Genomic DNA, 13,738 nt, shown 5'->3' with positions numbered 1-13,738 from the left:
CCGAAGGCCCCGGTGGCGGACACGCACCGGGGCCTTCGGGACCGAGCCTCCTGGACCAGGGCCTCGGAGACCGGGGAGACCGGGCCGGCTCGGGCGGACACGCGCCCGCCGGAGCCTTCCGGGCCGGGAGGATCAGACGGCCTCCACCATCGGCTGCGGTGCCGCCTCCGCGCCCTCGCCGGCCGCCTTCGGACCGCCCTTCAGCGGCACCTCCTTGACGAACAGGGCCGCGATCAGCACCGGCACCGCGATCACGGCGCCGAGCAGGAACGCGGAGTGCGTTCCGGAGGACACCGCGTGCTGATATGCCTCGCGGGCCGCCGCCGGCAGTTTGGCCAGGCTGTCCGCGTCCAGCTGCGCCGACTTGGCGGTCATCTTCGCGCCGACCGTGCCGGCCCGCTCGGCCATGACGTCCTGGACGCGGTGGTTGAACAGCGCGCCCATGATGGCGACGCCGAAGGAGGAGCCGAGCGTGCGGAACAGGGTGGCCGAGGAGGAGGCCACGCCCATGTCCTTCATCTGCACGCTGTTCTGCGCGACCAGCATGGTGATCTGCATCAGGCAGCCCATGCCCGCGCCGACCACGGCCATGTAGACGCCAGAGGTGAACCGGCTCGTGCCGGTGTCCATCGTCGACAGCAGGTACAGGCCGACGATCATCAGGGCGCCGCCGGCGATCGGGAACATCTTGTACCGGCCGCTGTTGGTGGTGATCCGTCCGGCGACCATCGAGGTCAGGAGCATCGCGCCGAGCATCGGCAGGAGCAGCAGACCGGAGTTGGTCGCGGACGCGCCCTGCACGGCCTGCTGGTACAGCGGCAGGAAGAGGGTGGCGCCGAACATCACGAAGCCGGTGATGAAGCCGATGACGGCCATCAGGGTGAAGTTGCGGCTCTTGAAGATGTGCAGCGGCACCACCGGCTCGGCGGCCTTGGTCTGCCAGAACACGAACCCGATCAGCGCGGCCACGCCGATGCCGGTCAGCTCCATGATCCGCGCGGAGGTCCAGGCGTACTCGGTGCCGCCCCAGGTGGTGACCAGCACGATCGCGGTGATGCCGACGGTCAGCAGGACGACACCCAGGTAGTCGATGCCCGCCTTGGACCGCTTCTTCGGCAGCTGGAGCACGACGGTGACCAGCGCGAGGGCGACCGCGCCCAGCGGCAGGTTGATGTAGAAGGCCCAGCGCCATCCCCAGTTGTCGGTGATGGTGCCGCCGACCAGCGGACCGCCGATCATGGCCAGCGCCATGACGCCGGCCATCATGCCCTGGTACTTGCCCCGCTCCCGGGGCGGCACCAGGTCGCCGATGATCGCCATGACGCCGACCATGAGGCCGCCGGCGCCGAGCCCCTGCACGGCCCGGAAGCCGATCAGCTGGCCCATGTCCTGGGCCATGCCGCTCAGCGCCGAGCCGATGAGGAAGATCACGATGGAGCCGAGGAAGGCGCCCTTGCGCCCGTACATGTCGCCGACCTTGCCCCAGACCGGCGTGGAGGCCGCGGTGGCGAGGGTGTAACCGGTGACGACCCAGGAGAGGTGCTCCAGACCGCCCAGGTCACCCACGATCGTGGGCATCGCCGTGCCGACGATCATGTTGTCGAGCATCGCGAGCATCATCGCGATCATGAGCGCGAGCAACACCACTCGCACGCTTCGGGGGCGTTTGCCCGCTATAACGTCTTCTGCCGTGTCCGCCATCGTCTTTCCGTTTCCCCCACGGGGCGATACTTACTTGCCGCCCGGCTAGTTCTCAGTACACTGGGACGGTAGAGGGATTACTAGCCGGGCGTCAAGTAAGTTTCCGTGGGGGCCCGAGGAGTACGAGGATGGGCGGCACCATGGACGGCACCAAGCAGCAGCGCCGCGGCAACACCCGCCAGCGCATCCAGGACGTTGCCCTCGAGCTCTTCGCGGAGCAGGGGTACGAGAAGACCTCCCTGCGGGAGATCGCCGAGCGCCTCGACGTCACCAAGGCGGCGCTGTACTACCACTTCAAGACGAAGGAAGAGATCATCGTCAGCCTCTTCGAGGATCTGACGAAACCGATCGAGGACCTGATCGAGTGGGGCAGACGGCAGCCGGGCACCCTGGAGACCAAAGAGGAGATCATCCGCCGCTACAGCGAGGCGCTCGCGGGCGCGGAACCGCTCTTCCGCTTCATGCAGGAGAACCAGGCGACGGTCCGTGAGCTGCGCATCGGTGACACCTTCAAGGACCGGATGCGCGGGCTGCGGGACATCCTCATCACGCCCGAGGCGGAGCTGGTGGACCAGGTCCGCTCGGTCAGCGCGATGTTCACGCTGCACGCCGGGATGTTCGTGCTCCAGGACGTCGAAGACGACCCCGAGAAGAGGCGCGAGGCCGTTCTCGAAGTCGCCCTGGACATGATCCGGCAGGCGCACGAACACGCCCGCCACAAGGGGGACTAGGTCCCGTCGCCGAACGACAGGGCCTGGGTCAGACCGTCACACCGTGGGCGCGCAGGAAGGCGGCCGGGTTGACGGCGGAGCCGTAGTTCGGGGTGGTGCGGATCTCGAAGTGCAGGTGGGGACCGGTGGAGTTGCCGGTGGAGCCCGACAGCGCGATGTGCTGGCCGGTCGCCACGACCTGGCCGATCCGCACATCGATGCGGGACAGGTGCGCGTACTGCGAGTAGGTGCCGTTGCCGTGCTTGATGACGATGGCGTTGCCGTACGCCGGGCCGTCACCGGCGCCGTTGGGGCCGGCCTTGACGACGGTGCCGCCGTGCACGGCGACGACCTCGGTGCCGGTCGGCACGGCGAAGTCCTGGCCGCTGTGCTTGGCGACCCAGTGGCTGCCGGCCTGCATGTAGCCGGCGGAGAGCGTGTAGTGCTTCACCGGGTCGACCCAGGACGTGGCGGACGCGGTGGCGGCGCTCGCGACCCCGGTGCCCAGCACGGCCGTGGCGCCGAAACCGGCGGCCAGGACGGCCACGCGGGTGCGGAGCGAGGACGTACGGGCGGAGCGGGACGTGAAGCGTCGGAACATCGTGACCTCGTGAGTTCGGGGACTGGTCGGCCACCCGGTGCGCGAACGTCCACGAGGACATCCACCGAAGCGGCCATTACTTGGTAACCGAGCACCCCGAAGCCTGACAAAGGGCCCAACTACGGCGGTGAGTAGTAGATGCCCTACTAAAACGGCGATTCCGGCACTTTCCCCACCCGGCAGGCACCGCGCCTGACGTCGGGCTTTTCTCTGCCTTCCGCCGCAACTTCCGCACTAAAAGTCCGTTTTATCCGCCTATTTCCATCTACCGGGCGCCTTAGTAGGTGACTTACGTCCTGTGCGGCACATCACCGGCCGGATAAACGGGCAGGGGCGGAATTGTGACGCAGACCTCTATTCACCTACCGTCCGGTAACCCTACGGTTCCTCTCGCGCCACCCTCGGCTCAGATCATGCCCCTGACATTCAGGACGCGTACGGACGCGCGTCCGGACGTGAGAGGACCCCCACCGATGACCAGACGCCCCTGGGCGCGCCGAAGCTCCGTGACCGCCGTCTCCATCGCCGCGCTGGCCGCCCTGGCCGTAGGGACCGCCCCGGCCGTACAGGCGGCGGACGGCACGCCGCCGGCCCCGGCCCGCTCCGTGGCCACCGCCACCGCCACCGCCGCCTCCGCGAAGGTCGACTACGCCACCTGGCAGAAGGACTGCCAGGCCGTCATGGACCAGGCCCTGCCCTACCTGAAGCAGCGCATCGCCGCCGCCCGGCCCGGCGAGAAGCAGGCGATCGTCTTCGACATAGACAACACCACGCTGGAGACCGACTTCGGCTTCAGCTACCCCCAGCCCGCCAACCGGCCCGTCCTGGACGCCGCCCGCTACGCCCAGGAGCACGGCGTCTCCCTCTTCTTCGTCACCGCCCGCCCCGGCGTCCTGTACTGGCCCACCGAGTACAACCTCGAACACGACGGCTACGAGGTCTCCGGCCTGTACGTCCGCGGCCTGAGCGACCTCTTCAAGGACGTCGCCGCCTACAAGACCGCCCAGCGCGTCGGCATCGAGAACGACGGCTACACGATCATCGCCAACATCGGCAACAACGCCACGGACCTCTCCGGCGGCCACGCCGAGAAGACCTTCAAGCTGCCCGACTACGACGGCCAGTTGTCGTAACCCCCACCGCGCACCCTTGGCTAGGCTCCCTCCGTACGCGGTACGCACACGGGGGTGACGGATGGAGCCGGTCGTACTGGGCGGCAAGCTGGTCTCCGGCTTGATCGGCCCGCTGGTGAGGAAGCTGTTCGTCCAGGACGGCCCGGGCGCGGGCCTGGTCGACCGGCCGGTACGGCTGTCGGCACTGGTGTCGTTCCGGGGCGAGAAGCGGACACTGGGCGAGAAGGAGGTCCACCGGCTCGCCGAACGGATCGTGACCCAGGCGGTGGAGTCACCGGGCGAGCCCCCGTTCCCCGCCGACGAGCAGACGGCGGTCGCCGACGCGCTCGCCCGCCGCCTGCTCGCCCTCGGCGACCTGGAGATGGACGACGTACAGGCCGTACGGCTGGGCAGCGCGGAACTCGCCCGGCTGCTGCTGCGCCACGCCCCGCCGCCGGACGGCCTGTCCGCCGACGCCCACGCCTTCCTCGACTCCGCCACCGAGTGGGCCTGCCTGCACATCCTGGAGTTCTTCACCCGGCGGTCCACCTTCGTGGCCCGCACCCTGGTCGAGCAGAGCCGGGCGCAGGCGGAGCTCATAGCGAAGGTGGACGAGCTGATCGCCCGCACCCCGCGCCCCGACGCCCGCGACGCGGCCTTCGAACGCCGCTACCTCCCCTACCTCGCCGACCGCCACGACCACATCACCATCTACGGCATCGACCTGCGCGACTCCCCCGACCGCTGGCCGCTCCAAGTCGCCTATCTGAGCCTGGAGGCGACCACCGAGGAGGAGCGGCCGTCCGACCTGGAGCCCCATGGGCACCCGCCCGCCGCGCCCGGCCGGCTGCCCGCCGAGGAGGCGCTGGCCGGCGGCTCCCGGGTGCTGCTGCGCGGGGACGCCGGCTCCGGCAAGACGACGCTGGTGCAGTGGCTGGCGGTCACCGCGGCCCGTGACGCCGGCCGGATCCCGTACGTCCTGCCGCTGCGCACCCTGATCCGCACCGGCCCTCTGCCCGCGCCGGACGGCTTCCTGGCGGCGGTGGGCTGCCCGCTGACCCCGCCCCAGGGCTGGGCCGAGCGCGTCCTGGCCGCGGGCCGGGGCCTGATCCTGGTCGACGGCCTGGACGAGATCCCGGCCGCCGACCGCCACCGCACCCGCGACTGGCTGCGCTCCCTGCTCGCGGCCTACCCCGGCAACGCCGTCCTCCTGACCTCCCGCCCGACCGCCGTACGCCCCGACTGGCTCGCCGACGAGGGCTTCCGGGAACTGACCCTGGCCCCGATGCGTCGCGCCGAGGTGGCCACGTTCGTGCACCGCTGGCACGAGGCCGCGCGGGCACCGGAGTACGAACAGCCGCTCCTGGACTCCCTGCGCACCAAGCGCGACTTGGCCCGGCTGGCCACCAACCCCCTGATGTGCGGCCTGATCTGCGCCCTGCACCGCGAGCGGCGGGGTTATCTCCCCACCGGTCGCAAGGAGTTGTACGACGCGGCCCTCACCATGCTCCTCGCCCGCCGGGACCGGGAGCGGGGCATGGGTGCCGAGCTGGGCGAGGAGGCCCAGCTGGAACTGCTCCAGCGGCTGGCGTACGCGCTGGTGCTGAGCGGCCGTACGGAGATGGACCTCGATACGGCCGAGGGAATCGTGGAGCGCTGCCTGCCCACGATCGCGTCGGCGTCCGGGGACGCGGCGACGGTACTGCGGGCGCTGCTCCTGCGCAGCGGCCTGCTGCGACAGCCGGCGCAGGGCGTGGTCCACTTCGTCCACCGCACCTTCCAGGACTACCTGGGCGCGCGCTACGCGGTGGAGGAGGGCCACCTGGACGTCCTCGTCAGCCACGCCGACGACACCCAGTGGGAGGACGTCATCCGCATGGCGGTGGCCCACGCCCGGCCACGCGAACGGGCGTCGGTCCTCCGGCAGTTGCTGGCCCGCGACACCCCACGCCTGACCCTGCTGGCCCTGGCCTGCCTGGAACACGCGACGGCCCTGGACCCGGCCGTGCGGGCGGAGGTCGAGCAACGGGCGGGCGCGCTGATACCGCCCAGGACGACGGAGGACGCTCACGCCCTGGCGGAGGCGGGCCCGCTGGTACTGGAACTGCTGCCGGGGCCGGAGGGACTGACGGCCGAGGAGGCACACGGGGTCACGGTCACCGCCTCCCTGCTCGGGGAGGAGGAGCCGGAGGGGGCACTGACGGTACTGCGACGGTTCCGGGACCACCCGGACCTTGATGTGCGGCGGCAGCTCGTGGGCACGTGGGGGCGCTTCGACGCCGGTGTCTACGCGGCCGAGGTGCTGGACCACCTGGACCGCACGGATCTCATCCTGACCTGCGAGACGGCCGAAAAGCGCGCGGAAGTGGCCCGGATGCGTCCCTGGCAACGCCTGCACTTCCTGGGCCCGCACCGGATCGAGGACATCGTCGCCGCGGTGCCGGCACCCGAGACGGTGCTGGCGCTCACCCTGTCGGGCAATCCGTATCTCACCTGTCTGTGCGCCCTGACGCGGTTCCGCTCCCTGCGGGCTCTGTCGGTGTACGGCTGCCCCCCGGCACATGGTGTGGACCGCCTCGCCGAGCTGCCGCTCGTTCAGTTCGACTGCTCGGGCATCGCCGATCCGACGCAACTGCGTACCCTGCGATCACTCGCCAGACTCGCCGTGACCCAGCGGCTGCCGGGCACCGATCTCGGCCAAATCTTGCCGGTCGACGCTCCACTGCGGTTCCTCCATCTCGGTGGGGACAGCACCGAGAGCACAGGACTGCGCGGACTGGAGCGCTTGGCGGGATTGCGCACGCTGAGTCTCGGGCTGCTGACCGCGGAGCTGACGGCCGACGACTGGAGACGTGTCACCGAACTGCCCGGGCTCGTCCGGCTCCATCTGCAGGGGAACTCCTGCCGGGGCCTGCACCACATGCCGGAACTCCCTGGCATTCAAGAGGTGCGCATTTCCTCGTCATTCGACGTGGAAGAGCTGTCCGTCCTGGCCTCCAGGCTGCCGGGCCTGCGCTCGGTGGTCCTGGTGACCCGTCCCGGCCATTCCTTCCCCGTCTCCCACGTCGCCCATCTCTTCCCCTACGCCGAAGTCACCCTGGAACAACGCTGAAGGGGCCGGCGCCCAAAGGCACCGGCCCCTTCACCCGGCTGAACCGCCGGAGGCTTACGCGTCCTTGCTCAGGTTGGGACCAGCCCCACCCGCGGCCTGCTCGATCGGCGGGACGTCCGGCAGGGCCGACTTCTCCTCACCGCGGAAGGTGAAGGTGGCGGCGTCGCCCTCGCCCTCGGTGTCCACGACCACGATGTGACCGGGGCGCAGCTCGCCGAAGAGGATCTTCTCCGAGAGCGTGTCCTCGATCTCGCGCTGGATCGTGCGGCGCAGCGGCCGGGCGCCCAGCACCGGGTCGTAACCCTTCTTGGACAGCAGCTCCTTGGCGGACTGGGACAGTTCGATGCCCATGTCCCGGTCCTTCAGGCGCTCGTCCACCTTGCCGACCATGAGGTCGACGATCCGCAGGATGTCCTCCTGCGTGAGCTGCGGGAAGACGACCACGTCGTCGACGCGGTTGAGGAACTCGGGGCGGAAGTGCTGCTTCAGCTCGTCCGACACCTTGTTCTTCATGCGCTCGTAGTTGGTCTTCGTGTCACCCGCGGCGGCGAAGCCGAGGTTGAAGCCCTTGGAGATGTCCCGGGTGCCGAGGTTGGTCGTCATGATGATGACCGTGTTCTTGAAGTCCACGACCCGGCCCTGGGAGTCGGTCAGCCGACCGTCCTCCAGGATCTGCAGCAGCGAGTTGAAGATGTCCGGGTGGGCCTTCTCGACCTCGTCGAACAGGACGACCGAGAACGGCTTGCGGCGGACCTTCTCCGTCAGCTGGCCGCCCTCCTCGTAGCCCACGTAGCCGGGGGGCGAACCGAAGAGGCGCGAGACCGTGTGCTTCTCGCTGAACTCCGACATGTCGAGGGAGATCAGCGCGTCCTCGTCACCGAAGAGGAACTCGGCGAGCGCCTTGGACAGCTCGGTCTTACCGACACCGGACGGGCCGGCGAAGATAAACGAACCACCCGGACGCTTCGGGTCCTTCAGACCCGCGCGCGTACGGCGGATCGCCTTCGACAGCGCCTTGACGGCGTCGTTCTGGCCGATGACCCGCTTGTGCAGCTCCTCCTCCATGCGGAGCAGGCGGCTGGACTCCTCCTCGGTCAGCTTGAAGACCGGGATGCCGGTGGCCGTGGCGAGGACCTCGGCGATCAGCTCGCCGTCGACCTCGGCGACGACGTCCATGTCGCCGGCCTTCCACTCCTTCTCCCGCTTCGCCTTGGCGGCCAGGAGCTGCTTCTCCTTGTCGCGCAGGGAGGCGGCCTTCTCGAAGTCCTGCGAGTCGATCGCGGACTCCTTGTCCCGGCGGACGGCGGCGATCTTCTCGTCGAACTCGCGCAGGTCCGGCGGAGCGGTCATCCGGCGGATGCGCATCCGGGAGCCGGCCTCGTCGATCAGGTCGATCGCCTTGTCCGGCAGGAAGCGGTCCGAGATGTAGCGGTCGGCCAGGGTGGCCGCCTGGACCAGGGCCTCGTCGGTGATGGAGACGCGGTGGTGCGCCTCGTACCGGTCGCGCAGGCCCTTGAGGATCTCGATCGTGTGCGGCAGGGACGGCTCGGCGACCTGGATGGGCTGGAAGCGGCGCTCCAGGGCCGCGTCCTTCTCCAGGTGCTTGCGGTACTCGTCCAGCGTGGTCGCACCGATGGTCTGGAGCTCACCGCGGGCCAGCATCGGCTTGAGGATGCTCGCGGCGTCGATGGCGCCCTCGGCGGCACCCGCACCGACCAGCGTGTGCAGCTCGTCGATGAACAGGATGATGTCGCCGCGGGTGCGGATCTCCTTGAGGACCTTCTTCAGGCGCTCCTCGAAGTCACCGCGGTAGCGGGAGCCGGCGACCAGGGCGCCGAGGTCCAGCGTGTAGAGGTGCTTGTCCTTGAGGGTCTCGGGCACCTCGCCCTTGACGATGGCCTGGGCGAGGCCCTCGACGACGGCGGTCTTGCCGACGCCGGGCTCACCGATCAGGACCGGGTTGTTCTTCGTACGGCGGGACAGCACCTGCATGACCCGCTCGATCTCCTTCTCGCGCCCGATGACCGGGTCGAGCTTGGACTCACGAGCGGCCTGGGTGAGGTTCCGGCCGAACTGGTCCAGGACGAGAGAGGTCGAGGGGGTGCCCTCGGCCGGGCCGCCCGCGGTGGCGGTCTCCTTGCCCTGGTAACCGGAGAGCAGCTGGATGACCTGCTGCCGCACCCGGTTGAGGTCTGCGCCCAGCTTGACCAGGACCTGGGCGGCGACGCCCTCGCCCTCGCGGATCAGGCCGAGCAGGATGTGCTCCGTGCCGATGTAGTTGTGGCCCAGCTGAAGGGCCTCGCGGAGCGAAAGCTCCAGGACCTTCTTGGCACGGGGGGTGAAGGGAATGTGGCCGGACGGGGCCTGCTGGCCCTGACCGATGATCTCCTCCACCTGCTGGCGGACCGCCTCAAGCGAAATGCCGAGGCTCTCCAGGGCCTTAGCGGCGACACCTTCGCCCTCGTGGATGAGACCCAGGAGGATGTGCTCGGTGCCGATGTAGTTGTGGTTGAGCATCCGGGCTTCTTCCTGAGCCAGGACGACAACCCGCCGCGCGCGGTCGGTGAACCTCTCGAACATCGTTAATCGCTCCTCAGAGCGGTCAGGCAGTGGGGGGGAACTTCCCCTCCCTGTCCTTCCGCAGCTTAGTCCCGCAAGCGGGGACCGCTCATTCCAACTGCCGACACCGTCGATGGCCTCCTGACCGTGTGCGCCGACATCTGCTCCAACCCGATGGTGCGAGACGATGTTCCCGCAGGCCAGGCAGTTACCCCACTCGCCAGTACGCCGTTGGCGAACGTGAGACGGCCTGTCCTGCGTGTCGCCCCCTCCCACTAGGGATGTCTTACCCGCAGGGACTGACACTCCATGCCGCGCGCACCGGTTCCCTCCGCTATGGGCGAACAACCTTGCGCCTCCCCGGACCCCCACACATCCCCTCCTCCGGCACTGAGCGCAGCCGTCGGGGCACCCAGCGTAACCCGGATGCCGTTGCGGCGGTTGCACTTGGCATGGCTGGACCGGTCCCCGTGACACCCGCGATTCCCCTCCCCCGACAGCCCGTCGTCCCGGACCCATCGGCGGCCGGCGGCCCCGGCGCCGACGTCGGCCCGGACGCCGGGGCCCGGCACTGGTACGAGAGCGGACTGGGCTGGCCGACCGTGCCCGGACGGCCGTTGCGGCTGGTCACGGGGGTGCGGTTCGACGTGCTGGAGGTGCCGGCCGAGGCGGGCGCCCAAGCGCTCCGGCATCTCGCGCCGGGCTCCCCGGTGATCCTCCGGGGCGACCGCATGGAGCTGCTGGTGGCGCCGGGCGGCGCGGAGGAGCTGCCGGGACTGCTGGAGTGGCTGGAGTGGGCCCCGGTGTCCCTGGACCTGCGGGCCCTGGGGCCCGGCGGCACGCTGGAGGCTCCGGCGCCGGCCGGCCCCGCGTGGGCCGCGTCCGGGCGGGCGGCGTCAGCGCAGGGGGCCGCTGTGTGGCTGCGGCCCCCCGGGCCGGGACGCGAGGACGTCGAGGCCTCGCTGCCGGCCATGCCGGGCATGCCGGGCATGCCGGGTACGACGGCCGCTCCGGCCCTGGGGCGCGAGGGGAGCGCCCCCGATCTGGTGCGGCTGGTGGACACGGTGGCAGCGCACTGTCACCGGGTCCGGCTGCGACGCGGGTGCGCCGGGCGCCCCGCCGATCGGCGGGATCAGCCGTTGGCCTTCTCGTAGGCCTCACGGATCGACGCGGGAACACGGCCGCGGTCGTTGACCTCGTAACCGTTCTCCTTGGCCCAGGCGCGGATGGCCGCGGTGTCCTGGTTGCCGCCGGAAGCGGCACGCGCCTTTCCACGCCCGCCGGAAGCACGGCCACCGGTACGGCGCCCGCCCTTCACATAGGGCTCCAGAAGACCGCGCAGCTTGTCCGCGTTGGCGGTCGTGAGATCGATCTCGTACGTCTTGCCGTCCAGCGCGAACGTCACGGTCTCGTCCGCCTCGCCGCCGTCGAGGTCGTCGACAAGAAGGACCTGAACCTTCTGTGCCACCGCATTTCCTTTCATCGATAACGTTGAGGACCAGGGGGTGTGCGGCGTCCGCCGTTTCGCCGCCCCTGTTATATGCAGTACTGCAGTACGTCGGAAAGCAAACCGCTTTTGCCGGAAAAACACAAACCCTCGGCGGCGACTCCGCACCCCGACCCCGCCCGGAAACATGCGCGTTTCGGACATAGGGCACCAGGGCATTGGCGATCACAGATGCAGAAGCATCCGGCTGTTGCCCAAGGTGTTCGGCTTCACTCGTTCGAGACCGAGGAACTCCGCGACGCCCTCGTCATAGGAACGCAACAGCTCCGCGTAGACATCGGTGTCGACCGGCGTCTCGCCGATCTCCACGAAGCCGTGCTTCCCGAAGAAGTCCACTTCGAAGGTCAGGCAGAAAACCCGGCGAACGCCGAGCCAGCGTGCGGTCTCCAGCAACTTCTCCAGCAACTGATGGCCCACGCCGGCGCCCTTGAGGCCGGGCTTCACCGCCAGAGTCCGCACTTCCGCCAGGTCCTCCCACATGACGTGCAGCGCACCGCAGCCGACCACCTCGGCGTTGTCATCGCGTTCGGCGACCCAGAACTCCTGGATGTCCTCGTAAAGCGTGACGGTCGCTTTGTCGAGCAGGATGCGGTCGCGGACGTAGGCGTCGAGGAGGCGGCGCACGGCCGGGACATCGCTGGTCCGGGCCCGCCGGACGGTGATGGCTTTTGCGGAGACTTCGGGACGCTCTGCTGACATGAGCGGACGCTATCGCCCGTCGGCGTCCTCTGCCGAGCCGGGGTTCTCCTCTTGCCGGGCTTCGGCGGCTTCCGGTTGCCGGGCTTCCGGGGCTTCCCGGGTTTCTTCCGGGCCCTGGACGATGCGTACGGCGTCTCTGAGGGCCTGGCGCTGTTCCTCGCTCATCATGCCGAAGAAGGCGACGAGAGCGGCGGCCGGGTTGTCACTCTGGGACCAGGCGTCGTTCATCAGGGCCGCGGCGTACGCGGCACGTGTCGACACGGCCTCATATCGATAGGCCCGGCCTTCCGCCTCACGGCGCACCCAGCCCTTCTGATGGAGATTGTCCAAAACGGTCATCACGGTGGTGTACGCGATCGACCGTTCCTGCTGGAGGTCTTCCAGGACTTCTCGAACGGTCACCGGGCGGTTCCACTTCCACACCCGCGTCATGACCGCGTCTTCGAGTTCTCCCAATGGGCGAGGCACAGCTCAGAACAATAGTGGGAGATCCGCCCAATGGCGTGCCGGACGTGCGCTATGACCACAAACCCGAGCAAAAAGGGCGCGTGGCCGGAAAGAGCGGCCCGGGTGACGGTGGGCACGCCGGTACGACTGGCGGTACGCGGGCGGCCGAGCGCAGACGGAACCCACGGCCGGGCCGTCCGCGTCGCGGGCCCGTTGCCGGGGTGGGGCTCAGCCGGAGTTCCGTCCGGCCGGGATTTCGCTCAGGCGCCGGCGGCGGGGCTCTCGGGCGCGGCGTCCGCGCGGGCGAGCGCGGCGTCGACGGCCGCGTCCTCCTTGGTCTTGGCGGCCCCACCCTGGGTCTTCACGATCACCCTGACCACACCGATGAAGAACACGGCCATGACGACCGGGGGCACGAGCGCGGAGACGTAGTCCATGCCCTCCAGAGTAGCCACGGGGGAACGGGCGAAAGGGGCGGGGTGTACGAACCCCCCGCCGCGTGTTTCAGGGCCCCCGCACACAGAGCCACCCGCATCACCCGGCCGTGAAAGCCGCACGGGTGGTGCGGGTGGGAACGACGAGCCCGGCCGGAGGGCGGGTCAGACCGCGGCCAGCTGCTGCGGAGCGGGCGGCGGTGTCGGCTTGCGCCGCGGAAAGACCTCCCCCGGCGTGGGAATGGGCCGCTTCGGCTCCCCCGGCTTCCGCTTCCCCGGTTCCGGACCCGGCCGCTCCGCCGGGGGCACCGGCGGCTCCTCGGCCGCCCCGTCCTCCCGTCGCGCCCCGGACTCCCCCGCGCCGCCCGCGAGGGCCAGCAGACGCGTCCGCGCGGGCGGCACGGCGGGCGCCGGCACCCTGCGCGCGCCTTGGGCGAACCGCGCTCGTACGTCCTGTTCGGCCAGCGCCCGGCAGCGGTCCAGCAGCGCCGCCGCCACCCTGTTCCCGCGCAGCGCCCGCAGCGCGGCGAGATCGTCCGGCGTCGGGCGGTGCCCGGCCCCGAGGGCCTCCTCCAGCAGGGTGAGATAACCGGCGGCCGTACCCGGCAGAGCGGCCCGGTACCGGCCCAGGTCGGCCACCAGGAAGGCGCGCAGTCTGGCGCCCTCGCTCAGCGCCTCGTCCAGCGATTCGGCGAGCCGGAGGCAGTCCTGCACGTCCTCGGCGGAGGCGTGGCCGGGGTGGAGGGCGAGGGCGAGGGCACGGCGGAGCACACGCAGCTCCTCCGCGCCGAACGCCATGCCGCCGCGGGATCCGTATGGCGTGGGCATGCGGCGACGCTATCGCTAATCGGACAAA

The 13,738-nt window shown here is 70.0% G+C and carries 12 protein-coding genes; 4 read left to right on the top strand and 8 right to left on the bottom strand.

Annotation, left to right across the window (positions count from 1 at the left end; translation table 11 throughout):
* Positions 1-132 precede the first annotated feature (132 nt).
* Complete coding sequence (locus tag HB370_RS22880; RefSeq protein WP_030781622.1) at positions 133-1,701, bottom strand: MDR family MFS transporter; 1,569 nt, start codon at positions 1,699-1,701, stop codon at positions 133-135.
* Between the two features lie 128 nt (positions 1,702-1,829).
* On the opposite strand from HB370_RS22880, the gene HB370_RS22875 reads away from it, so the two are divergent.
* Complete coding sequence (locus HB370_RS22875) at positions 1,830-2,432, top strand: TetR/AcrR family transcriptional regulator (protein ID WP_030781625.1); 603 nt, start codon at positions 1,830-1,832, stop codon at positions 2,430-2,432.
* Positions 2,433-2,460: 28 nt separating this feature from the next.
* On the opposite strand, the gene HB370_RS22870 is transcribed toward HB370_RS22875, so the two are convergent.
* Positions 2,461-3,012: a M23 family metallopeptidase gene (locus HB370_RS22870; RefSeq protein ID WP_030781628.1), complete on the bottom strand. Its 552-nt coding sequence runs from the start codon at positions 3,010-3,012 to the stop codon at positions 2,461-2,463.
* A 473-nt stretch (positions 3,013-3,485) separates the two neighbouring features.
* Between HB370_RS22870 and HB370_RS22865 the strand changes: the two genes are divergently transcribed.
* Together HB370_RS22865 and HB370_RS22860 are read left to right on the top strand one after the other, a co-directional pair.
* Positions 3,486-4,145 (top strand): HAD family acid phosphatase, encoded by a 660-nt coding sequence (locus tag HB370_RS22865; protein WP_030781632.1) that lies wholly within the window; start codon positions 3,486-3,488, stop codon positions 4,143-4,145.
* 61 nt (positions 4,146-4,206) lie between these two features.
* Positions 4,207-7,236: an NACHT domain-containing protein gene (locus HB370_RS22860; protein WP_030781635.1), complete on the top strand. Its 3,030-nt coding sequence runs from the start codon at positions 4,207-4,209 to the stop codon at positions 7,234-7,236.
* 54 nt (positions 7,237-7,290) lie between these two features.
* On the opposite strand, the gene HB370_RS22855 is transcribed toward HB370_RS22860, so the two are convergent.
* A complete protein-coding gene (locus HB370_RS22855) occupies positions 7,291-9,816 on the bottom strand; it encodes an ATP-dependent Clp protease ATP-binding subunit (protein WP_030781638.1) in 2,526 nt (841 codons plus the stop codon).
* A gap of 431 nt (positions 9,817-10,247) precedes the next feature.
* On the opposite strand from HB370_RS22855, the gene HB370_RS22845 reads away from it, so the two are divergent.
* Positions 10,248-10,949: an SCO3374 family protein gene (locus tag HB370_RS22845; RefSeq protein ID WP_030781641.1), complete on the top strand. Its 702-nt coding sequence runs from the start codon at positions 10,248-10,250 to the stop codon at positions 10,947-10,949.
* Here the strand turns inward: HB370_RS22845 and HB370_RS22840 are convergent.
* The 5 genes from HB370_RS22840 to HB370_RS22820 all read right to left on the bottom strand — a co-directional run bounded on the left by HB370_RS22840 (position 10,928) and on the right by HB370_RS22820 (position 13,680).
* The gene (locus tag HB370_RS22840) at positions 10,928-11,263 is read right to left on the bottom strand and encodes an Lsr2 family protein (RefSeq protein WP_030606126.1); all 336 of its coding nucleotides are present in this window, start codon (positions 11,261-11,263) and stop codon (positions 10,928-10,930) included. The genes HB370_RS22845 and HB370_RS22840 overlap by 22 nt on opposite strands.
* A 204-nt stretch (positions 11,264-11,467) precedes the next feature.
* Complete coding sequence (locus HB370_RS22835; RefSeq protein ID WP_030781644.1) at positions 11,468-12,001, bottom strand: amino-acid N-acetyltransferase; 534 nt, start codon at positions 11,999-12,001, stop codon at positions 11,468-11,470.
* A gap of 9 nt (positions 12,002-12,010) precedes the next feature.
* Complete coding sequence (locus HB370_RS22830) at positions 12,011-12,469, bottom strand: BlaI/MecI/CopY family transcriptional regulator (RefSeq protein WP_078637500.1); 459 nt, start codon at positions 12,467-12,469, stop codon at positions 12,011-12,013.
* 239 nt (positions 12,470-12,708) lie between these two features.
* Entirely contained in the window at positions 12,709-12,903 is a 195-nt protein-coding gene (locus tag HB370_RS22825; protein WP_167512918.1) for a hypothetical protein, read from the bottom strand.
* A 144-nt stretch (positions 12,904-13,047) separates the two neighbouring features.
* Complete coding sequence (locus tag HB370_RS22820) at positions 13,048-13,680, bottom strand: hypothetical protein (protein WP_030781652.1); 633 nt, start codon at positions 13,678-13,680, stop codon at positions 13,048-13,050.
* Between the last annotated feature and the right edge of the window lie 58 nt (positions 13,681-13,738).

Origin of the sequence: Streptomyces sp. DSM 40868, from assembly GCF_011820545.1 — a bacterium.
In the GTDB taxonomy this organism is placed as follows: domain Bacteria; phylum Actinomycetota; class Actinomycetes; order Streptomycetales; family Streptomycetaceae; genus Streptomyces; species Streptomyces eurythermus.
The sequence above is the reverse complement of the archived record's forward strand: the minus strand, read 5'-3'. Positions and strand labels throughout refer to the sequence as shown.

Bases quoted from the DNA above. Each gene is read 5' to 3' on its own strand.
- HB370_RS22880 (WP_030781622.1), bottom strand. From the start codon at position 1,701: ATGGCGGACACGGCAGAAGACGTTATAGCGGGCAAACGCCCCCGAAGC.
- HB370_RS22865 (WP_030781632.1), top strand. From the start codon at position 3,486: ATGACCAGACGCCCCTGGGCGCGCCGAAGCTCCGTGACCGCCGTCTCC.
- HB370_RS22860 (WP_030781635.1), top strand. From the start codon at position 4,207: ATGGAGCCGGTCGTACTGGGCGGCAAGCTGGTCTCCGGCTTGATCGGC.
- HB370_RS22820 (WP_030781652.1), bottom strand. From the start codon at position 13,680: ATGGCGTTCGGCGCGGAGGAGCTGCGTGTGCTCCGCCGTGCCCTCGCC.
- HB370_RS22855 (WP_030781638.1), bottom strand. From the start codon at position 9,816: ATGTTCGAGAGGTTCACCGACCGCGCGCGGCGGGTTGTCGTCCTGGCT.
- HB370_RS22870 (WP_030781628.1), bottom strand. From the start codon at position 3,012: ATGTTCCGACGCTTCACGTCCCGCTCCGCCCGTACGTCCTCGCTCCGC.
- HB370_RS22835 (WP_030781644.1), bottom strand. From the start codon at position 12,001: ATGTCAGCAGAGCGTCCCGAAGTCTCCGCAAAAGCCATCACCGTCCGG.
- HB370_RS22875 (WP_030781625.1), top strand. From the start codon at position 1,830: ATGGGCGGCACCATGGACGGCACCAAGCAGCAGCGCCGCGGCAACACC.
- HB370_RS22845 (WP_030781641.1), top strand. From the start codon at position 10,248: ATGGCTGGACCGGTCCCCGTGACACCCGCGATTCCCCTCCCCCGACAG.